At 69.4% G+C, this 20,491-nt stretch carries 20 protein-coding genes, 1 tRNA gene and 2 pseudogenes; 7 read left to right on the top strand and 16 right to left on the bottom strand.

The window, feature by feature from the left end:
* Nucleotides 1-52 precede the first annotated feature (52 nt).
* From GUY60_RS00345 to GUY60_RS00335, 4 genes and pseudogenes are all read left to right on the top strand, one after another.
* The gene (locus GUY60_RS00345; protein ID WP_161692772.1) at nucleotides 53-421 is read left to right on the top strand and encodes an effector-associated constant component EACC1; all 369 of its coding nucleotides are present in this window, start codon (nucleotides 53-55) and stop codon (nucleotides 419-421) included.
* A pseudogene (locus GUY60_RS40035) lies at nucleotides 418-1,041 on the top strand (caspase, EACC1-associated type); the annotation flags it as partial. The gene GUY60_RS00345 and the pseudogene GUY60_RS40035, both read left to right, overlap by 4 nt.
* Before the next feature lie 123 nt (nucleotides 1,042-1,164).
* Nucleotides 1,165-2,240 (top strand): annotated as a pseudogene (locus GUY60_RS39865) (PAS domain S-box protein); the annotation flags it as partial.
* A 290-nt stretch (nucleotides 2,241-2,530) separates the two neighbouring features.
* Nucleotides 2,531-3,598, top strand: coding sequence for a phosphotransferase (locus tag GUY60_RS00335; RefSeq protein ID WP_161692797.1), 1,068 nt, complete (start codon nucleotides 2,531-2,533; stop codon nucleotides 3,596-3,598).
* Here GUY60_RS00335 and GUY60_RS00330 read toward each other — a convergent pair.
* The 14 genes from GUY60_RS00330 to GUY60_RS00265 form a co-directional block, all read right to left on the bottom strand.
* Complete coding sequence (locus GUY60_RS00330) at nucleotides 3,568-4,626, bottom strand: glycosyltransferase (protein ID WP_161692771.1); 1,059 nt, start codon at nucleotides 4,624-4,626, stop codon at nucleotides 3,568-3,570. The genes GUY60_RS00335 and GUY60_RS00330 overlap by 31 nt on opposite strands.
* A gap of 7 nt (nucleotides 4,627-4,633) precedes the next feature.
* Nucleotides 4,634-5,248, bottom strand: coding sequence for a hypothetical protein (locus GUY60_RS00325; protein ID WP_161692770.1), 615 nt, complete (start codon nucleotides 5,246-5,248; stop codon nucleotides 4,634-4,636).
* The gene (locus tag GUY60_RS00320; RefSeq protein ID WP_187369894.1) at nucleotides 5,245-6,126 is read right to left on the bottom strand and encodes a PIG-L deacetylase family protein; all 882 of its coding nucleotides are present in this window, start codon (nucleotides 6,124-6,126) and stop codon (nucleotides 5,245-5,247) included. Before GUY60_RS00320 ends, GUY60_RS00325 begins: the two co-directional genes overlap by 4 nt.
* Before the next feature lie 13 nt (nucleotides 6,127-6,139).
* A complete protein-coding gene (locus tag GUY60_RS00315) occupies nucleotides 6,140-6,871 on the bottom strand; it encodes a glycosyltransferase (protein WP_161692769.1) in 732 nt (243 codons plus the stop codon).
* The gene (locus GUY60_RS00310; RefSeq protein WP_161692768.1) at nucleotides 6,868-7,749 is read right to left on the bottom strand and encodes a phosphotransferase family protein; all 882 of its coding nucleotides are present in this window, start codon (nucleotides 7,747-7,749) and stop codon (nucleotides 6,868-6,870) included. The genes GUY60_RS00315 and GUY60_RS00310 overlap by 4 nt, the downstream gene beginning before the upstream one ends.
* Entirely contained in the window at nucleotides 7,746-8,633 is an 888-nt protein-coding gene (locus GUY60_RS00305) for a glycosyltransferase family 8 protein (protein WP_161692767.1), read from the bottom strand. Before GUY60_RS00305 ends, GUY60_RS00310 begins: the two co-directional genes overlap by 4 nt.
* A 50-nt stretch (nucleotides 8,634-8,683) precedes the next feature.
* Complete coding sequence (locus GUY60_RS00300; protein WP_161692766.1) at nucleotides 8,684-8,896, bottom strand: hypothetical protein; 213 nt, start codon at nucleotides 8,894-8,896, stop codon at nucleotides 8,684-8,686.
* Nucleotides 8,893-9,336 (bottom strand): hypothetical protein, encoded by a 444-nt coding sequence (locus tag GUY60_RS00295; protein WP_161692765.1) that lies wholly within the window; start codon nucleotides 9,334-9,336, stop codon nucleotides 8,893-8,895. Before GUY60_RS00295 ends, GUY60_RS00300 begins: the two co-directional genes overlap by 4 nt.
* Nucleotides 9,337-9,517: 181 nt before the next feature.
* The gene (locus GUY60_RS00290; RefSeq protein ID WP_246234084.1) at nucleotides 9,518-10,666 is read right to left on the bottom strand and encodes a helix-turn-helix domain-containing protein; all 1,149 of its coding nucleotides are present in this window, start codon (nucleotides 10,664-10,666) and stop codon (nucleotides 9,518-9,520) included.
* 162 nt (nucleotides 10,667-10,828) lie between these two features.
* Nucleotides 10,829-11,491 carry an HAD-IA family hydrolase gene (locus GUY60_RS00285; protein WP_161692763.1) on the bottom strand — a complete coding sequence of 221 codons (663 nt, stop codon included), beginning with the start codon at nucleotides 11,489-11,491 and terminating at the stop codon, nucleotides 10,829-10,831.
* Between the two features lie 458 nt (nucleotides 11,492-11,949).
* Entirely contained in the window at nucleotides 11,950-13,644 is a 1,695-nt protein-coding gene (locus tag GUY60_RS00280) for a relaxase/mobilization nuclease domain-containing protein (protein ID WP_161692762.1), read from the bottom strand.
* Entirely contained in the window at nucleotides 13,641-14,168 is a 528-nt protein-coding gene (gene mobC / locus GUY60_RS00275) for a plasmid mobilization relaxosome protein MobC (protein WP_312866130.1), read from the bottom strand. Before mobC ends, GUY60_RS00280 begins: the two co-directional genes overlap by 4 nt.
* A 244-nt stretch (nucleotides 14,169-14,412) precedes the next feature.
* Complete coding sequence (locus tag GUY60_RS00270; RefSeq protein ID WP_161692760.1) at nucleotides 14,413-15,141, bottom strand: DUF2637 domain-containing protein; 729 nt, start codon at nucleotides 15,139-15,141, stop codon at nucleotides 14,413-14,415.
* Between the two features lie 222 nt (nucleotides 15,142-15,363).
* A complete protein-coding gene (locus GUY60_RS00265; protein ID WP_376771133.1) occupies nucleotides 15,364-16,590 on the bottom strand; it encodes a DUF3631 domain-containing protein in 1,227 nt (408 codons plus the stop codon).
* Between the two features lie 285 nt (nucleotides 16,591-16,875).
* Here GUY60_RS00265 and GUY60_RS00260 point away from each other — a divergent pair, with 285 nt between their 5' ends.
* The 3 genes from GUY60_RS00260 (at nucleotide 16,876) to GUY60_RS00255 (ending at nucleotide 19,434) form a co-directional block, all read left to right on the top strand.
* Nucleotides 16,876-17,388, top strand: coding sequence for a helix-turn-helix domain-containing protein (locus GUY60_RS00260; protein ID WP_312866129.1), 513 nt, complete (start codon nucleotides 16,876-16,878; stop codon nucleotides 17,386-17,388).
* A 123-nt stretch (nucleotides 17,389-17,511) separates the two neighbouring features.
* On the top strand, nucleotides 17,512-17,889 hold the full coding sequence (locus tag GUY60_RS38655; protein WP_246234082.1) for a helix-turn-helix domain-containing protein: 378 nt from the start codon (nucleotides 17,512-17,514) through the stop codon (nucleotides 17,887-17,889).
* 27 nt (nucleotides 17,890-17,916) lie between these two features.
* A complete protein-coding gene (locus tag GUY60_RS00255) occupies nucleotides 17,917-19,434 on the top strand; it encodes a tyrosine-type recombinase/integrase (RefSeq protein ID WP_161692758.1) in 1,518 nt (505 codons plus the stop codon).
* A gap of 121 nt (nucleotides 19,435-19,555) precedes the next feature.
* Here GUY60_RS00255 and GUY60_RS00250 read toward each other — a convergent pair.
* Nucleotides 19,556-19,629, bottom strand: a tRNA-Pro gene (locus GUY60_RS00250).
* 39 nt (nucleotides 19,630-19,668) lie between these two features.
* Complete coding sequence (locus GUY60_RS00245; RefSeq protein WP_187369893.1) at nucleotides 19,669-20,448, bottom strand: Pr6Pr family membrane protein; 780 nt, start codon at nucleotides 20,446-20,448, stop codon at nucleotides 19,669-19,671.
* Nucleotides 20,449-20,491 lie beyond the last annotated feature (43 nt).

The raw sequence follows: 20,491 nt of genomic DNA, 5'->3' as shown, positions 1-20,491 counted from the left end.
GCCCTAGCTGTATTGGCCAGCGGTGTCAGTGGCGCGCTCTATGCTTCCTCGCATGCTCATCACCGTACGTTGTCCCGAGGGGCCGACTGAGAGCGAACTGCGCTCGCTGGCCGTCTGGTTGGAGAGTGACCGGTCCGTGGGGCGGTACTTAAACGCAGAACTGACGACCGACCGCCCACGTGTTCCGGGCCAGCAGGGCGACGGGATCGACATCCTCTCTCTAATATTCAGCAGCGGCTTCAGTGCCGCGTCACTTGCTGCTGCCATCGCCTCTTGGCGTGCTACCCGCCCGCAGCCGCCTATGTTGGTTGTCGAGCGTCCCGGCGGCACGCGCATAGAGATACACGGGACGAGCCCGGCCGAGTCGGAAGCACTGGTGCGCAGACTTCTGGGGGACGATCAAGCAGACTCCGACTCGTGACCGGTCTGCCCGACCCAGCTGGAACGCGGGTTCTCCTCGTCGGCGCCAGCAGGTTCACCTCCTTGGACGCCCTGCCAGCCGTGGCTGGCAACCTCACCTTGCTGCGCGAGCTGTTCATCAAGGAGTGGAACCTCCCTGCCGCCCACTGCACGCTGCTCCAGGACCCTTCCCTGCCGCGCGACATATCCCGGGCGGCACAGGAAGCGGTCGATGCGGCCACCGACACCTTGCTCATCTACTACGCCGGACACGGCCTGATTGAGCCGAGGACCGGGAAGCTGCACCTCGCCACAGAGACGACTGACGGCAACTCTGTCCATGACACCGCCATGCCCTACGACTGGATCCGCTGGCCCGCCGAGAAGAGCCGGGCCCTACGCCGGATCGTCGTACTCGACTGCTGCTACAGCGCCCGCGCGTTCGGGGTCCAGTCCTCTACGGCGGCCCTGGAGGTCGACGGTACCTACCTGCTGGCCGCCGCGGCCGAGACCGCGGTGGCGCTCTCGCCGCCCAACGAACCGCTGACGGCCTTCACTGGCGAATGGGTCACCCTGATGCGCGACGGGGTGCCGGGTGAGGGTGAGTATCTCGACCTCGACACGCTCTTCACACGCCTGCGCACTCGTCTGGTGACGAACGACCGCCCTGAACCGCACCGGCTGTGTCGTAACCAGCTGGGGCAGCTTCCTTTCATCCGTAACGCTGCCTACAGCACGCGGCCTCAGCCGCGGCCCGGGGGCGGCATGCCGTCCCCGCGTTCGGATCGAACCGAACTCTCGGTGGCGGAGATCTATACGGCGCGCAGCTTGGCCGACACCCTGCAGGCCATTGCCGACGGAGCGGTATTTGGTCTTGGGTACGGGGTGGCCGCAGTGAATCTCGTACGTCCCGGCGGCGAGCTGGTCGTCGCCGCCTTCTCCGGTAACTCCGACGCCGAGGTTCTGCTCACCGGCAGGGTCGGTTCCCGCGAGTCGTGGGAACGTCGGCTGACCATGGGCGAGGACTGGGCTGGCCTGCGTTTCATCCCGCACACCGAAGGGTGGGTGCTCATCGACGATGACGTTCCCCAGTGGCACACCGAGGGCGCTGCACCAGACTTCGAGAACGCCTGGCATCCCGAGGACCGCCTCTACGCGCCCATGCATCAGTCAAACGGCGAACTCGTCGGGGTGATCTCTGTGGATCTGCCATCCGACGGCTGCAGGCCAGATAACGAGGATCGGGTGGCCCTGCGCACATACGCCTTCCACTCAGCCATCGCTATAGGTAACGCGCGGCTGCGCGCCTACATGCAGCGAGCTCTCGTACGCCTGGAGCGCGAAGCGCAGACCCTGCGCGCCAGCGAGGAGTCGTTCCGGCAGGCGTTCGAGTACGCGCCGAGCGGCATGGCCATCGCCGAGATGAGCGGCGACCAGCACGGTCGACTGCTCCATGTCAATGATGCCCTGTGTCGACTCCTCGGTCGTCCCGCCTCCGCGATGCGCCGCTACTCCTTTACCGACTTCGTACACCCCGAGGACCTCGTAACCCTCCTCCGGAGCAGCACGGAGGGCGGCCGTGCCGAGCTGCGCCTCGGTCGCCGCGACGGCACGTACATTCGGGTCTCTATGCGCCATTCCGTTGTCGCCACCGTTGAGGACGGGCCTCGATTCCTCCTCACTCACATCGATGCCATCGAAGAGCGCGAGTGGCGCGGAGCGTAGCTAGCTCACCACGCCGCCACGACGACGCGCTGGATGGAGTCCCCCACCGCATTGCGATCTGCCGGCCAGTCAACTTGAAGGGATGCACCCCGTCTCCCGTCTCCGCAGTAGATGGCTGGAGTCAGCTCACGTAGCAGCCGCGATCGTCGCTGCCATGGTGGCAGCGACGGGTGCGGCCAAGGTGCTCTCTGCGCTGGGTGTGAGCAACGATTTGACCCCGTGGCTGACCGCGGGGGCTGCGATTTTGGCAGCCATCCTCGTAGCTGGTTGGGGGCGAGTGTCCCGCATGATCGAAACATTGCCGGGGTGAGGCGTGCCCACCCAAGGTGACGGGGCTCGACGTCGCTCCGTCGTATGGCTGCAGCTTCTTGATAGTGCGGCTTTGCGTACTTCGTGCCTGCTACTGCTGCGCTCGCGTATCGTCCGTCGAGTGGCTGATGCAACCGTGGCGGACCGGACCTCCATCCCCAGCAGCGACCTCACCGAGCTGACCAGCGCTTTCGGCCTGGGGCAGGTGCGAGAGCAGCGGTATCTCGCCGATGGGCTCATGAACAGGAACTGGCGGGTGGACACCGCCACCGGGTCGTTCGCGCTGAAGCGGGTCACCGATGTTTCTCGTGAGCGGCTCGACCGGAACCTTGGTGTTCTGGCTGCTCTGGCCGATGACGGAGTTCCTGTGTGCGCTCCGATCGCCTCTGTCACCGGTTCGCTGGTCGTCGAGGTCGGCGGCGGTGATTGGTGTCTGTTTCCGTGGGCGGAGGGTGAGCACCTCCGGGGTGTCGATCTCGCGTTGCCCAAGGTCGCCTCGCTGGGTGCGCACCTGGGCCGCCTGCATCTCAGCCTGAGCCGTGCCTGCGAGCGAGGGCTGCTCCCTGCGGCGCCGGACGTGGTCACGGCTGAGGTCACGACGCCAGATCGTGCGGTGGAGAAGTCCATGCGTCTCGCCACGGCTGTGGCGGTCAGGGGCCACGGCAGTGTCTTCGACGCGGCGGCCTCGGCTGCTCTTGAGGAGCGCCGGAAGCTGATCGACGCGCACGCCGGGCACCGCCCGCAGGGTGCGAGTCCTGAAGGCGGGCACGGGTGGACGCACGGTGACGTGCAGTACCGGAACCTGTTGTGGGCCGACGGGGAACTTGCAGCCGTTCTGGACTGGGACCGTGTTGGTGTTCGCCCGTATGCGGAAGAGGTCGTACGGACGGCGCAGGTGCAGTTCGGGGTGGGCGGGGTGTTCGATCTCGGCCGGGTGTCGGCGTTCGTGGGCGGCTACCGCTCCGTGGTGCCGCTGGACTCGTCCGCACTGGTGGACGGAGTGCGTCGGCTGTGGTGGAAGCGGATGACCGACTTCTGGCAACTGGAGTTCCATTACGACCGCGGTGACGACTCGTGCGACGAGCTGTTCACCGCGGACGAGGCACTGCTGCACTGGTGGACGGACCGGCTGGATCAGGTCGAGGACGCGTTCACCGCCCGGTAGATTCCCAGGCTCCTGAGGTCCGGCAGGCGAGGGCGAGCGAAGCGCGCGGCGTGCTGGCGGGCGAGCGCCCCCAGGGCGTGGTGGTCGGTGGTGCGGATGGCTTCCGTCCACACCTGCGGATCCGCTGTGTGAGCTAGAACGATCCCGGCCGGACCGATGGCCTCGGGGATGCCGCCCCGATCGGTGCCGATGGTGGGGGTGCCGTGCAGCGCGGCTTCGATGATCACCCGGGGGAAGGCGTCCTCGACCACGGACGGCACCAGCAGTAGTCGGTGGCTCCGATAGAGCGGGGTCATGTCGTAGACCCGCGGCACGTAGGTCACGTTGGGGTAGGCGGCGAATTCGTCGGCGGTGTTCCACCAGCCCTCGACCAGGGTGAAGCCCTGTTCCGGCATGCGGCGGATGAGCTGGTGCAAGGGGGCGGAGCCCTTTGCCGGGATCGGGTTGACCATGAGCACGGACTCGGTCCGCGACACATCGGCACTCGGCTGAGGGGACGTGAATGGCGGGTAAAGGACTGCGAGTTGGGTCCCTTCGGTCCCCGGCGCTCGTTTGCGGACGAACTCGGAGACCGCCAGGCCGAGGTGCGGGCGGCCGTCCAGTACGCCGAAGCCGGCCCTGGAGACGGAGTGCAGGATGCCGGCGACCAGCGCGGTCGGCCGGGCTTGTGCGGCGAGGTCGGCCGAGCCTTCCTGGGAGGTGAACACCACGTCGGGACGCACCTGGGACAGCAGGCTGAGCAGGGCTGCCGTGGCCTGTCGCTGCGGTACGGCTATGCAGTCCACCCCGTTCCAGCGGTAGCGCAGCTCCTCGCCCTTCTCCTCGTACGAGGTGTGGTTGGTGTCCAAGAAGACGCGCAGTTGAGGGAGTTGGGGGGACTGATCCCAGGGGGCTTCGTGTGACCCCAGGTAGATGACGCGCCAGCCTGCCGCCGCGAGTTCTTCGGCGAGGAGCTGTTGGGTGACCTCAGCGCCGCCGATGAGGAGCGGGGGCGGGGTGCGTCGCCAGGCGAAGAGGGCCGTGGGCATCGGTCGGTCACCTCGTCCAGAACGTGACGAGGGATTCCACCGCGTGCGCGACGGCGGCCGGGCTGGTGTCGGCGGGTATGACCGTCATCTCGCGTGCGACCGGCGGCTGGGCGCCGGAGACGAAGTAGTCGCGGGCGTGGGTGAGGAATGCGGGGTCGTGGAGGAAGTAGTCGGACTCCGCCGCTGCGTGGCCGGCCAACTTGCGGCGCAGGCTGAGCACTTCGGACGGTACGTCGAGGTAGAGGGTGTGGTCCGGTCTCAGGAACGGCAGCGCCTGGAGCCGGTCGCGGAGCTGGTGGTGGACGGCGTACCCGAACATCGCGTCGAGGGCGTGTGCGTGGGCGAGGAGAGTGTCGACGGAACGGTCGATGAGCACCACGGGCTTGGCGCTGGCTCGGGCGGCATGTACGCGAGCGTTCTCGACGCCCATGAACCTCTCGAACGCGGCGAGTTGAGCGACCTCGGAGCCGGGGAAGGCCGGCGGGATGTCGTCGCGGTGGGCTATGTGCCGGACGTAGCAGTCCGAGACGAAGGCCCGCTTCTCGATGCCGCAAGCGCGTAGGTGGCTGATCGCCGTGGACTTGCCCGCGTACGAGGGGCCCTCGATGGCGATGACCTTCACGGCGACTCCGTCCGGTAGAAGCGCTCCGCGTAGGCCCCGCCGGTCGGGAGGTCGGCGGCAGTGGTCCAGGCGTGCCGGATGGGCCGGTACATCTTCCGCTCCGGGCGCATCTGCGAGCCGTGCATCCTCAGGACGGTGGTCTTGTCGAGGATCACGGTGCTGATGTCGACCAGCTCGGGGGGCATGACCGGGCCGGTGCGGGCGCGGAAGAGGTGCTGGTCGCATCCGGCGAGCGCGTACGTGGACCAGAACGCGAGGTCTTCCCAGAACCACCGGCATCCGAGGCGGACCGCGGCGTCATGGACGAGGAGGTGGTCGGGGTGGCGCGTGACGGCGGCCGGAGCGAGCAACTCGGCTTCGGGGCGCGCCTCGACGATCTGGCGCAGTTCTTCCGTGATCTGGTCGAGGCGGTCCTCGCTGTAGGGCCGGTACGGGGGCTCGGCGTCCTTGTGGCCGAGGAGGAGTCGGGTAGCGCCGAAAGGGGCCAGGGCTGCTGCGCCTTCCCTGTTCCGCAGGTCGGATACGGCGTCCTCGGTGCTGTAGGTGTCCTCCAGCGTGGGGTGGACGCTGGTGGAGCGGGTGAACACCGTGGCCACGGTGAGCGGGCGGGGGCTGGCGAGGAACGTCCCGGAGGCCGACAGGGCGAAGTCGTCGTGGTGCGGCTCGATGGCGAGGACCGGGCGGCCGGTGGGGCTGCGCCTCTCGATGAAGTGGGGTCGGCCGCCGTGCGGGGCCTTCAGCCCGATGACGTGGTGGTCATGAGCTCGGTGGCGTTCGGCGAGGTGGTCGGTCCATGTCTGGTGGGCTCGGTAGAGGTCGTCGGGGAAGGTGTAGATCCCTTCCGCGTCCGGCACGGGAACGGTGATCGGCAAGGTCATGGCGGGCTCCGGGCTAGCGGACGGTGGTCTCGTACCAGTGGCGCCACATGCGCGGGGAGCTCAGCCGCAGCCGGGCGGTGACGGGGTTCTGCCACCACAGCATCCGGAGGATGGACCACTCGTCGTAGCGGCGGGTGGAGGGGCGTACGCGCAGGTCGTCCAAGACCTCGACTGGGGCGGCGGTGGCGCGACCGTGGGCACGCAGGCGGGCGAAGAACTCCACGTCCTCGCTCATGAACAGGTCGTCGCGGTATCCGCCGACTTCCTTGAACGCAGCGCCCGTGGCGAACTGGGCGACGCCCTGGGCTCCGCCGTGGCGGGTGCGGTAGTGGTCCCAGTACGCGCACAGCAGCCGGGCCCCGAGCCGCTTCGGGGTGTAGAGGGGTGGGATGGCGCCGCCCACGGCCCCGCTGTCCATCGCGTCGGCCGCGGTGGTGATCGCCTCCAGGGGCAGGGCTACGTCGGCGTCCGTGAAGAAGAGCCGCCGACCGCGTGCAGCGGCCGCACCGCTGTTGCGGACCCTGCCGATGTTGCGGACGTTCTCTCTGATCACGCGGACGCCGAACGTCGCGGCCATGTCCGCGGTGGCGTCGGTGGAGGCGTTGTCGACGACGATCACTTCGCCCTGTTCACCGCTGGTTTCCTGCCAGCGTGCGAGGGAGGCGAGGACGGTGGGGAGGTAGCGGGGCAGGTAGGCGACTTCGTTGTGGGCCGGGATGACGACTGTCAGTCCGAGGGCGGTCATGACGGACTCCATTCCGTGAGCGGTCCGTTGAAGAAGTGCGGTGTCCGGTGGGTGAGTTCGGCCAGGCGGACCGACCACAGTGCTCGTTCCGTGCCAGGGGTCGCGTGGGCCCAGGAGCGGACGGTGACGAAGACCGTCCACGCGGACAGGAGGGTCTCGTCGAGGGCGAGCGTGTAGGCGGCGGTGAGCGCGTGCCGCTCCCAGGGCGCGTGTGCGGCTGTCATGACGAGGGCGTGGGCGATGTCGGACTCGCGTCGGCCAGGGGCGGAGTCGGTGAAGTCGACCAGATGACGGGCCTGTTGAGACCCGGACGGGATTACGTTGTCGAGGTGAGGATCGCCGTGGCACCACACCGTCGGAGCCGAATCAGGTGTGTTGGCGATGACGGAGATGGCCGGTGCTATCCGGTCGATCAGCTCGCCGGGACAACGGCGGGAGAGGGAGGAGACGGCGTCGACGAACGGCCTGCGAGGAACCGGCTTCGCGACCGGCACCCGGTGCAGACGGGAGAGGAGGCCGCCGAGCTCCTTGAGTGCCTGGTCGCGTGGGACGCGACCGGAGCGTACGGCCGCACCGAGGGTGCTTCGGCCGAGGTCCGCCGTGATGAGGGCGCTGGCTCCCTCGCTGTTGGTGGTGCCGCAGCCGAGGATCTTCGGTACGGGGACGGCTGCGGCGGCCGCGCGCATGGCCGTCGCTTCAGTGAGCGCGTTACGGCGGGCGGTGTGTGCGTAGAGCTTCACGATGACGCTTCGGCCGTCGCGGACGCTCGCCCGGTACACGGCGGTGCGGGAACCGGCCTTCAGGCGCTCGGCGCTCCTTGCGGGCAGGCCGAGAAGCGCGGAGCAGACGTGGGAGACCATCGGCGGGGGCGCGGTCATGTGAGCCCCGCCGGCTCAGGGTGGGCAGCGCCCAGGGCACGTACGTGCCGCAGGGTGCGCCGCAGGACCGTGCGGTACTCCCGTACGTCCTCCGTTCCGGGGCAGTCCGATTGCCAGGGCTTCTCCGGGCCGACGAAGTGGACGAGGGCCGCCGCCGGATCGGAGCGGAGCGGTCTCGTGACCACACGGCGGACCCAGTTGCCGCGTTCGAGGAACCGGCCGACTTCGAACCGGTTGTACGCGGCGTCCACCGGGCGCACGCGGCCTGTACGCAGGAGCCAGAGATTCAGCGCGTCTTGGTCGTTGTGGAGGATGTGCTGACGCTGCGAGAGCAGGGCACGCTCGATTCCTCGACGGATGCCGGGCAGGTCCCGCGTGTGGGCCCACAGCAGACCGGCGTTGTAATACGGGAGGCCACGGTGGTGAGGCCAGCGCTGTGCCGCACCGGGCAGAGCTGGGCCCACACCGACCGTCGGGTTGAACTCGTCCCGCACAGCGCCGACTTCACCGGGGCAGACAGTGCCGAGCGGGGTGCTCAGGTCACCGCGTACGAGGGTGTCGGCGTCCACGTAGATCAGGTGCGGGCGGCGGAGGAAGGCCGCCGTGAACTCGAACCGCAGGTAGGTGGCGACGGTGATGTACGCGGTGTCCGCCATCCGTGAGGCGCGCAGTGGGCGGCGATGGTCGAGGTCGAAGGAGCGGAAGCCGGCGCGCCGGGTGAGGTCCGCGAGGAGTGCGGCGTCGGCCGGGGTGAGGTCGAGCGTGAGGATGCGAAGGGCGGCGCCTCGCCGGGCGCTCGGGGTGAGGCTGTCGGCCAGCGCCGTGATGGTCACGAGGCCGGGGGTGAGGTAGTGCCGGTCGATGCAGAGGCCGAACGCGTACACAGTGGCTCCGCCTTCCGTACGGGGAGGGTGAGTTCAGCGGTTCAGCCGGATCAGCGGTCGCTCTGCTCGCGGCGGAGGCGGGCGCGCACAGCTCGGGGTTCCAGGACCTGGAGGGAGTCGGGGTCGTCGGTCTCCCACTGGGGCGTCGTCCCCGACGGCGGTCGCAGGATCCAGACCTCGGCGTGCCTGATGTCGGTCACGATCGCTCGCTGACCCGTCTCGTCCTCGACCAGGTCGCCGACCTCGGCTCGCGCCCGGCTCACCCGACCACTCCTGACATGCGGTGTCCCCAAGGCGACCAGATGAAGCCGGCTTCGAGCAGGACACGGCGGCGCTCGAACTGGCCGGGAGTCCGATGCGTGGGTCCGGAGGTCGCTTCCGCGAGGAAGCCGCCGCGGTCGCGGATCAGGACGTTGAGGGCCGTGAACTGCGCGGCGTCCGCGGCGACATGGGTGCGGACTCCGACGACAACACCGCGGATGATGCCGGTGGACAGAGCGCCCGCGATGGCGGACCAGCCCGGTCGGCTGTCGAGCGGCACGGTGGGGTCGTCGTCGGTCCACGCGCCGGCGATGTGCCAGTGGCGGGCGTCAGCGTAGTGACGTGCGCGTCGCTCAGCCTCGCGTACGAGGCCCGTGGCAGAGGCGCAGGAGTAGACGGCGACGGGAACGTGCCCGTGGCCGCCGGACTGGGTGTTCGGCATGTCCCCAAGCCTGATTCTGAGGCTGAGCAGAAGACAGGCACGGCCCGTAGCAGCGAGGGGAGTTGGGAGCAGGGGTAGCTGCCACGCCCCGGTCGATCCCTCCGGTGAGAGCCGGAAGCACTGTCACGCGGCGTGGCAGCCGTCCGAGCCCGCACCCGCTGACTGCCACGGTGCGTGGCAGTCAGCGAACGCCGAGCGAGACACCCGCAGCGTTCGCGAGCGAACGCAGGCGTCCGACGGACACACCGGTGAGACGAGAGATGATCACGCCGGGCAGCATCTGATGCCGCACCCAGCCTGGCGCCATGGTGCAGACGGCTTCGAGTGTGCTGGCGGCCTGCTCCCACCGTCGGCTCTCAACATGGGTCAGGGCGACGTCGAGTCCGTAACGGGCTCGCGTGGCGAGGGGCACGGTGTCGTCGAGCCGGACCGTGTCCATGAGCCGCAGCGCGCCGCCCGTGTCGCCGAGAGCGACGGCGATGCTCATGGCCTGTGTGGCTGCGTAGAGCGGGCCGTAGGGCTGGGCATGGCGCCCGCGGGCGTGTTCGGTGCCCAGACGGGCACCGACCGCGTGCGCCTGGGACAGGTATTCGTGGGCGGTGTCCGGATCGGCACCGCCTCGGGACGCTGCCACGGCGGCGTTGGTGACCAACTGCCCGTAGACCGACAGCCGGTCCGGGTCGTGCTCCGACATCTTCGGCTCGATCCGCTCCGCCTGGGCGACGGCGAGCGCGTAGCTCTGCGAGGTCCGCCCGTCCCGGAGGTTCACCCAGGCCGTGGTGGCGGCGAGATGGGCGTCGCGCAGGTCATCACCGGCCTGTACGGCGATCTGGCGTCCGTAGGTGAGCGCGGCGTAGGCGAGGTCCCGCGAGCCCCACACATTCGCTGCCATCCCCGCGGTCTGGAAGACGTCCGCCAGCACGCCCGCAGCAGCCTCCTTGTCGCCGCTGCCGGCCGCGTCGTAACGGGCTCGCGCCTCGGGCAGCAATGCACCGAGCAGCGCACCGAGCTCGGTGTACCGGCCCTCCCAGTAGGCGGCGTCGGCCTGCTGGACGACGGCTCGCAGCTCGTCGATGGTGCCCGGCTCGGTGTCGGCGGGGATGCCGATGGCGGCATCGTGGGCGGCGGCCGACAGGGTACGCAGAGCTGCCCGCTCGTCGCGGTCCATGGACCGGCGCGGAGCCTGCTGGCCAAGGAGCACGGCGATGTCCGTACCGAGCGCGGACGCGATGGACAGCAGGGAGGGAAGGGAGGCAGTACCGCCCTGTTCCAGCTTCCGGACCACGCCCACCGACACGTCAGCGGCCTCCGCCAACCCCTCCTGAGTCATGCCGCTGCGGAGGGTCTTGAGTCGTTCAGCCGTGGTGTATTCCGACCATTGCATGACAGCAACTCCCCATCCCCGACAGGTCAGTCATGGACGGTACCCACGTCAATCAGCCACCGACACCCAAATCCCCGAAGGGAGTTGGGTACTGGCTGAAAGCGGCCCCTACGCGACCAGGTCGGCGCTCACGCCGAGGAGCCCCTGCAACTCGGCGACCGTGTCCGACTCGCTTGTCGCGAGCACGGTGGTGATGCCCAGGGCCTCGGCGGGCGGGAGGTTCACCGGATGGTCGTCGACGAACACGCAGGCCGATCCGGGGAGGCCGAGGCGGTCAAGCGTGAGCTGGTAGATCGCCGGGTCCGGCTTGGCCATCCCGACCACCTCGGAAATGACGTGCACGTCGAACAGGTCCCAAATGGCCATGTGCTCATAGGGGTTGAAGGGGTCGAGCCCGAAGCTGTTCGACAAGAGTCCGAGCCGGTAACCCGCCTCTTTGGCGGCCCGTGCGAGTGCGGCCATGCGCTGTGCGCCGGGTACTTCGGCCCAGGCTCGCCCCATCAGGTTCGACGGTTCGACGTGCGCGCCGAGCAGGCTCGCGGTGCCCTCGTTCCATGCGGCCTGGCCGATCTGCCCGATCTCAAGCGCTGCGTAGAGCCGTCGGCCCTCGGGGTTGTCGTTGAGGGTGGAGCGCCATGCTTCGGGGTGCAGCCCTTCCGATTCGCACCACGCGCGATGCGTGGCCTGTGGGTCGGCGGTCAGTACTCCGGCGAAGTCCAGGATGAGTCCGCGCTGGGCGTTCCGGTTGGCATTGACCGTGGGCTGCGGCATGGTGCGTGCTCCCTTTCCCTGGACCTCATGGGGGACGCTACAGCGCGCTGGGGGGCATGGTGACGAGAAGGCCACGTCCCACTTCCGACGGTGTGTGGATGTGGTCAACGCCGTCTCGTCGGCGACCTCTTCTGGGACATGCAGTGCACAGGGCCCTTGGCAGTTCGCGTTCCTAGCGGCGATCCACCATCTCGGCGGTGCGGAGTCGGCGACCTTGCCCGGCATGTCGAGGGTGACCGACAGTTCCGGGGTGGGGCCTCCAGGAGCTCGATGCGTTACGACCTCACAGTGGCCACGCGCGATCCCGTGAACCCGTCGGCTCCCTCCCCTGTCGGGGGCCACAACTGAACCACCGAGGCGGCCGCACCTTGAGCGACCGATCGTGAAAACAGGAGGGCCCGACGGGCGTCTCCGTCGGGCCTTCACTGGGGCAGGTCCCACTGAACGAGAGCGCGCGATCAGCGCCGTCGTGCCGGTGCGGGCTTCGGTGGCGGGACGGGGGCGGTTGACGCGTCCCGCACCGGTTCGTGCGATCGTCGGGAGGACCTGCTGCGGGCCAGTGCCGCGCGAGCCCTGGCGCTGGGTACCGGCTTCGCGCTGAGACGTTCGATGCGCCAGGTCAGGACCCGTGCAGGGTGGCGGGCATCATCCATGGCGCGCTGGTCGGCGGCTTGCCGAAGGAGCTGCTGAGGGTCGTGTCCTGCCTGCTCGGCGTCGGTCAGTACGGCGGCGAGTGCCTCGAAGGCCGGGTCCTCCAGGATCTGTTCGATGTGGTCGGGCGCGGCTTGCCGTATGTGGAGGGTGTGCCGCTCCACGACGTGCTGGGCCGGGCGGCGCTGGGCGCGTGTGGCCAGAGGCTCGGCCGCTGCTTGGTCGTAGGCGGCCTGGAGGTGGCGCAGAGTCTGCTGGGCCGCGACCACCTGCTGGTCGTGATGGCGGAGCTGGTGCCAACGGGCGGCAGCGATCACCGCGAGGATCGCGGCGTCGAGGAACATCGCAAGCAGGGCACCGTCGCCGGGAGCGGATTCGCGGAGCATGGCACGTACGGCGCCACGCAGCGCGCGGGCGTGCTGGTGCTCGGCCTGGATGCGGGACCGGGTAGACCGCTCGAACTGCTCTGCCGCCGACCGGAGTTGAGGGAGAATGACCTGTGGTGCGACGAGGGGCAGGGCATCCAGGGCTTCGCCGAGGGCGGACAGGTGGGCCTGGGCGGTTGGGTCGTCCTCGTGCTCCAGGCGGTGCGGGATGCGTTCCGTGGCGGCGGTGGCCTGGTGCCAAGGGTTGGGCCCGCGGCGCTCCTGCTGTTCGGTGGCGTCGAGACGCTGCCGGATCTTGGGGAGCGACAGGTCCGGGGAGAGCGCGGAGCCCGAGTACCAGATGGGTTCCTGCTTCCCGTTGGTGTCGTCCTGGAGGGCGACGGTGTAGCCGCGTATGTCCCCGGAGGGGAAGTGCTTGACGTCGACGAGGATGCCGTCGGTCAGCTCAAGGAGGCGGACGAACTCCTCGGTGCTGGTGGCAGCCGCCACCGCGGTACGGACAGTGGTGCGCAGGCGTTCGCGGGCAGTGCCGGGTCGCCCGGCTCGCTTGGCCTTCTCCTGTTCGGCGCGGGTGGGGCGCTTGGCGGCGGTGCGATCCCCACGTACGACCTGAAGCAGTCCGTACTCCCTCTCAATGGTGGCGAGTTTGCGGTCGGCGGTGAGGTAGTCGTTCCAGTGGCGGGCGGTGCGCAGGTCGGCGCGGACGGTGGTGGCGGCGATGTGGATGTGGTCGTCGGCGTGGCGCACGGCGACCCAGCGGCAGCCATCGGGATCACCGGCGGGAGCGATGCCGGTGGCGGCGACGACGCGGCGGGCGATGTCGGCCCACTCGTCGTCGGTGAGGTAACGGTCGGTCTTGGCGGCGCGGATCGAGCAGTGCCACATGTGGCGTTCGGGCGCACGGCCCAACCGCTCGGCCTGCTCGACGTGCAGGTCGAGGTCCGCCACCAGCTGCCGACGGGTCACGTCGGGGTCGCCGGCCGTGCGTCCGGGGTCGGGGGCGAAGCCGTCCCAGGAGGCGACCAGGTGCGGGTCGGTGTGGCCCTTCTTGCGGGTGTCGTAGAGGTAGCGGAGCAGGCCGGCGGTGTCCCTGCCTCCGGTGATCTTCGCGATCACCGGGCCGTCGCCTTCCTGGCGGTGGATACGGCCTGGTTCGCGGCTGCGGCGATGGTCTGGACGGCGGAGGTGGTGTGCTCCAGGGTGCGGTCGGCCAGGGCGAGCAGGGCGATGTCCGTGGGGTGTGCGGTGCCGTCGGAGTTGAGCTTCTTGGCGATCTGGTTGACGTTGCGGCCGACGCGGGCGACCTGCTCGCGTAGCGCGTTGAGTTCGTCGATGTAGTCGTCGAGTTCGGTGCGCTGGCCGGGCAGGGCGAGGTCGCCGTCGATGTAGGCCATGACGGCGGTGGCCACGAGGTGGGCGCCGGAGATGTTCAGGGAGCGGGCCTTGGAGAGGATCTTGGTCTTCTCGGTGGTGCTGTAGCGGGCGTCGACGCGCTGCTTGCGCTGGACGGAGTCGCGGGTGCGGCGGCGGGCGACGCGGTGGAAGGCGGCTTCGTCGGCGGCACGCGGCAGCGGCAACTCGGTGTCGACGGTGGGCTTCTCCGACGTGGGTGCCCCCTGGCGCCCGCGTGCCTCCGCCACCCCCGGGGCGGAGGCTGCCCCGGGGAACCGGCCCTTGGACGGTCCAACGGGATACCTTGCTCCGCTGTTTTCGTGCGTGAGGTCGGTGGTCATCTGCTGCTTGGGGGTGGGGGGTTGGCGGGATTCGTCGTGCATGGACTAGTTCTCCAGTGTGGGCAGGGCTGTTGGCGGAGGAGCGGGTCGTCCCCGTACCGGCGAAGCACGGGGACGACCGGCGAGGGCTGAGGACGGCTCGTCCGCAGAGTCAGGCGGCGTCGGCGCCGGTCGCGATGAGCTCTGGCCGCTGCGCGGTGGCTGCTGCGTCGAGTTCGGCCTGGACGAGGTCCTTAAGCAGGTCCGCTTCCTTGCGGCCGATGGTGAGGTCGCGTTCTCGGAAGGTGGCTTCGATGTGGCGGCGGGAGGCGCGGCCCTGTCGTCCGAGCGGTGCCGTGCGCGCGATGGCGAGCCTCTCGGCGGAGACCTCATCGGGCACGGGCTCTTCCGACGTACCGGCCCCTTGCGGTGCATCAGCCACTGCGGCGGAACCCGGAGCCACATCAGCCACGTCCTGACGGCGTACGACGATGTAGAGGTGTACGGCTCCGGCCAGGGCGAGCGGGGCGATGGCGGACAGGCCGCCGACGGTGACGTCGTCGAGCCGCAGGCCAACGCCGTTGCGGGCTTGCTGGTTGAGGCGGACCGCATGCAGGGCGTTGGCCCAGATGCTGGTCAGGGTGGCTGCGCCGACGAGTAGCCACACGTAGACGCGGGAGCGTGTCGGGGCGGTGCGGAGCATGAGCAGCGCGCCGACGCCGATGGCGATGAACCCGTCGATGACGAGCGGGAAGGCGTAGGTGAGGAGTCCGCGGATGTGGATGGCGACGGCCATCTGACGCAGGGCGTCGTAGGAGAGGGCGAAGGCGAACGCGGCGAGCAGGGCGATTCCGGCGCGGATCGCACCGGTGCCACGGACGGCGGCGCTCCAGGCGTTCATACGGGCGAACAAGTGGGGGTACTCCAGGTGGGCTTGGGGGCGGCCTCGGCGCAAGGGAGGGCAGGGCGTGGCCGCCGTGAGGTGCTGGGACTCGTACCACTCGTCGCGTGCCTGGTCAGTACAGGTACGAGTGGTGCGGTGATGTCGAGACGACTCGTTGCGGGCTGTTCACTCGTCCCCGCGCTGACCTGCGCGGGGACGAGTGATGCGAGTGGCGTCGAGTCAGGCTGCGGTGCCGGGCAGCGGCACGTCCGCAGGTGGGGCGGGCCCGTCAGCCGGCTTCGGCTCGGGGCAGTAGCGCGCCCACGTGTCGAGGAATTGGTTGCGCGCGAAGCCCTTGGCCTGAGTGCCGTCGGGGAAGCGGCGGTTGGCCGAGCCGATCCCGTACGGCTTCAGGAGCAGCTGCAGGCCGCGCGGGGTCAGGCCGTTGGCGCCGTACTCCGCCCACGGTGCTTCCTTGTCCGCGTTGAGGGACTCAAGGAGGTGCTTCGTGCCCAGCATGGCCGGGTCGCCGACGGCGGCGAAGGCGCGGCGGATGCCGACCAGGAGGCGGGTGCGCAGGCCGCCCTCCTCGTCCTGACCGGCCTCGTAGTCGGTCATGGTGCGGCAGGCGGTACGGGCCAGCATCGGCCAGTCGCCCCCGGCGAGGTCGGCGATGATGACCAGGGGTTCCCAGGTGTCTGCCGCGCGGTCCTCGACCGGCATCGGTGGCTCCGTCTCCATGGCCTGCGCGAACAGCGGCTGGAGCCAGGTGTGGAGGCGGTCGCGGATCGCGTTCAGGGCGGGGGTGTCCCGGCCGGTGCGGAAGGACGCCACCTTCTCGCCCGCCGCGCGACGGCGCATCCGGATGACCACCGCCCGGTCCTGGATCGTGTCGGGCAGGTTGCCGATCCCGGCGAGGGCGGCCATGGCGAAGGTGGGGAACTCATGCACCTGGTGCTCCGGCCCGGACACCCGAAGTGTCGGTCGGCCGCGCTGGTGCCCGGCGTTGATGAGGCCGCGGACCTCCTCGTTCTTCTCCGCCGCCCTGGGGCTGCTGAAGAGGGTGTCGGCCTCGTCGACCAGGAGCGTGGGCGGGTCGTCCCCGTCGATCGACCGGAAGATCGCCGCCGCGCTGGCATTGACCGTGATCAGGCGGTTGTGCACCGTCTCGGTCACCATGTCCAGGAGCCTGGACTTACCGCACCGTTTCTCCGGAGCCACGATCGCCAGGCGCGGCGCGTGCTGCCACGCGGGCTGCAGATGGGTGGCGGCGACCCACAAGGCCACCGCAGTGAGCGCCTCTTCGCTGGGCATCGCCACGTACCGCTTGAGCTGCGCCCGCAGGTCATCCAAGATCTCCGCCCCCTCGGTCAGGGGCTCTGCCGGGACCGCACTGGCATGGCCGGCCTCGTCTGAGGCATCGGTAAGGGATGGCGTATTCGGCTGGACATCGGCCATACTGGGCATCAGCTCCTCTGCTTGCGGGCCATATGGGACGGCAATCCCGGTCTCCGCAGGTTGATCGCTAGGGATGGCGGTTGAGAGGTTTGCGCTTGAGCCCCCGGCATCGCCGGGGGCTTCTTTCATGTGACGTGCGGGCGTGCCGACTCCTGAGGTCGGTGGGGTGGGATGCCACCACTATGCCACATGAATTGCAGATCGCAGAAGCATTCTGCATCTCGCAGTATCAATGCTACTGTTTAGGCTGTACTGCAAACCGCAGTGCATCGCTACGAACGGAAGGAGGTGCCGGTGGCGGAGGAAGAACCGTCCGAGGGCGTCCTGCTCAGCGGCGAGGCGAACGTCGCGACCCGCATCAGGGTGGAGCGCGAGGCGCGCGGCTGGAGCACCAACGCCCTGTCCGACCGGCTCAACGAAGCCGGCTTCGAGATGAACCCGTCCGCGGTCTGGCGGATCGAAAACGGGAAGCGCCGCATCAACCTCGACGATGCCATCGGCTTCGCCGAGGTCCTAGGCATCGACCTGCGCAATCTCGTCGGGCCACCGCAGCTGGCGGCGAAGGCCCGCGCCATGGAACTCATCGACGAGGTCGTGGATGCATTCCGCGCGACCCAGAGAGCCAACATGGCCTTCACGAAGGCGCGCGACGCGCTCGACACCTACCTCGCCGAGCACCCCGACATCCGCGAGGAAGCCGACCTCATGGTCCAGAGCGCCATGGCGGAAGAGGCCAGCAAGACCATGCTGAAGATGCACGGTCCTCAGCCTGGTCGCGACGACACCCAATCCGCCGACGAGGCATAGCCCTCGGCGCCCCTCCCGTCCTGGCCCCGCAAACCCCCAGTACGGGCACTCACTCTCATCCCTAGCGATCGACCGGCGGTCGGCGTTGCCGCGCCCCATGCCCGCCAGAAGAGGACCCACCCCTTGCGCCAACCCGCGATAACCCCTGCCTCCGCACCGACGGCACACGCAGAGGTCGGCCCGCCGCGCCTCTACGTCCCCGAGGAAGTCGCGGCCGTACTGGGCTGCTCCGCCTGGTGGGTCAAGGACCGAGCCCGCCGTCGGCTCATCCCGTTCACCCGCGTCGGCCGCGCGTACCGCTTCACCGGCGAGCACCTCGCGGAGATCATCCGCATGAACGAGGCCCGCCCTGCCCTGCCGCAGCAACAGGCAGCGAAAGCGGCTCCGGCCGCCAAGTCCCCTGCTCCGCAACATCCTTCGTCACCCGCCGCTCCCGCGGCTCGTCTCCGCGCCCGGCCGCCACGCCGAGCCCGGCAGAGCCAGTTCGGGACCGCGGCCTAGCACGACGACGAAGCAGGGGAGGGACACATGGGTTTCGGCGAGAAGCGCGGAAACTACTGGCGCGGCCGCTACAAGATCGCGCCCGGCAAACACCTCACCGTCGTCGGCGAGGACGGCAAGCCGATCAAGTTCGCCAACAAGGGAGAGGCCCAGCGCGCCGCGAGCGAAGCCGAGAACAAGTACCGGCGCGGCGAGTGGCGCGACCCGAAACTCGGCCAGGAGACCTTCGGCGAGTACGCCAGCCGCTGGTACGCCGCCCAGGATCTGGCCGCCTCGACGATGCAGAACTACAAACGCCACATCGAGGAGCACCTGCTCCCCGACTTCGAGGACAAGGCGCTCGCGGCCATCCTGCGCACGGACGTCGAGCTGTGGGAGAAGAAGGAGCGGGCCGCGTACGCGGCTTCGAGCGTCAAGACCTGGCGCTCCACGCTCCACCTGATCTTCGAGGACGCGATCGACGAGGGCCTGCTCACGTCCAACCCGGCCGTCCGGCGACGCGGACGCGGCAAGCGCGCAGGCCGCTCCCGCGACCGAGGCCCGGAAAAGGTCATCACCGACGCGCTCGGCATCCTGCTCACCGCCGAGCGGGCGGCCCTGCTCTCCGGCCGCGACGATGAGTTCATCGCCACGGTCCTCAAGGGCTACACCGGCAAGCGCTGGGGCGAAATCGTCGGCCTGGAAACGGAGTTCGTACGCCCCGACGCCTTCCGCGTCGAGTGGCAGCTGTACGAACTCGACACCGGCGAACTGGTCCGCTGCCCGCCCAAGGACGACAGCTACCGCACCATCGATGCGCCGGACTGGCTGTCTGCCCTCGTCATCAACCACATCGCCCGTGCGAAGCCGAACCCCTGCCCCTGCCACGGCAGGACGTACGTCTTCCGAGGCCAAGGTTCGGCGCGCACCGGCGGCCACCAGGGCGCGAAGCTCACCGACGTCGCACGCCGCTCCGGAGTCTCCACGGGCACGGTGTCCAACGTCCTCAACCGACCCGACCGCGTACGCGAGGACACCCGCGTACGCGTCCAAATCGCCATCGAAGAGCTCGGGTTCATACGAGGCGGCACCACGTCGGAAAACGCGGCCCACTGGCGCCGAAACGGCTTCGCCACCTGGCTGTTCACCCCGGCGGTCTCCGGCTGGTACCCGAAGAAGGCACCACAGGAGGCCCGCCCGGTACCCGTCCTCGCAGAGCCTTGGCCGGGCATCCCGGCCCGAGGCCGAGGGGCCACCACTCGGGCGGATGCCTGCTGGCTCCCGATCGCCAAGGGCCTCACGCCCCACGGCCTGCGCCACACCCACCGCACGATGATGGAGGACCTCGGCACCGAGAAAGTCCTCATGGACGAACGCATGGGCCACATCGACGGCTCGGTCTCCGCGCGCTACGCCCACGTCACGCCGGGCATGCGCAAGCGCCTCATGGCCGGCCTGACCAAGCAGTGGGAAGCGGCGCTTGATGCGCGCCTCGCGGTGTGCCCGACGTCGCCGGTGCGCGCGCTGAATGACCTACTGCGAGCGAGGGTTGCTGCCCTCCAGTAGTGGCTCCCCTGGGAGCCGGATCTCGAAGTCGGCTCCCAAACGGCTCCCAGATCGCCCCCGCAACGCCAATCAGGCCCGGTGCTGATCTCTCAGCACCGGGCCTGACCTGGTGTTTCGGCTGTCGGGGTGGCGGGATTTGAACCCACGACCTCTTCGTCCCGAACGAAGCGCGCTGCCAAGCTGCGCTACACCCCGATGTCGCTGCGTTGTGTGACCACGTCGCGGCGACATCGATTACTTTAGCGGACCGTCGCCCGTAGACGAAATCCGGTTTTCGCGGGGCCGGAGGGTCGGGCGGATCCGGTCCAGGCCGACGATGGCCAGGGCGAGGGCGTAGAAGACCAGGCCGAAGAGCACGGAGTTGCCGAGGATGGCCGCGTAGCCGTGTTGTTCCACGTCGACGAAGGGGTACGGGTAGCGGGCCACCGAGCCAGGGGGCAGGAGAGCGCCGCGGGTGAGGGCGAAGATCAGGTAGGCCAGGGGGTAGAGCATCCACAGGCCCGAGTGGCGCGGGCGGAGGCCGCCGGGGTGGGTCAGGAGGAGCCAGATCAGGGCGGTGCCGATCGGCGTGACCGTGTGGAGGAGGTCGTTGGCCGCGGCGTGCAGGCCGGTCAGGGTCTCCGGGCCGTCGGTCGTCGCGAAATCGCTGGCTGAGTTGGCCAGGACCAGGTGGTAGACGAGGCCGGTGATCGAGATGAAGAGGGTCGTGCCCGCGGTGATCCACGGCGCCAGCGCCGGGCGCCCGGTCCAGGCGCGGTGGGCCGACGCGGCCAGTACCGCGGCGACCAGCACGTTGCTCTGGATCGTGAAATAGCTGAGCACCCGCAGCGGGCTGCCGAGGAACAGGTCGATGACGATGCCGGTCGCGGCGGCCAGGGCGATCAGCGCGCAGGCCCCGGCGACCAGCGGTCTGCGTACGGGGGGCCTGCGCACCGGCGGAGCGACCGCTTCCGAGGGCCTGGAGGCTCCGGCGTCAGCGTCAGCGTCCTCGTCCTCGGCAAAAGGGGTGATCATGCCCCAACCGTAAGCAAAGGTGCCGTGACAGGCCGCCGGAGAG

The organism is Streptomyces boluensis (genome assembly GCF_009908195.1).
Taxonomy (GTDB): domain Bacteria; phylum Actinomycetota; class Actinomycetes; order Streptomycetales; family Streptomycetaceae; genus Streptomyces; species Streptomyces boluensis.
The sequence above is the reverse complement of the archived record's forward strand: the minus strand, read 5'-3'. Positions and strand labels throughout refer to the sequence as shown.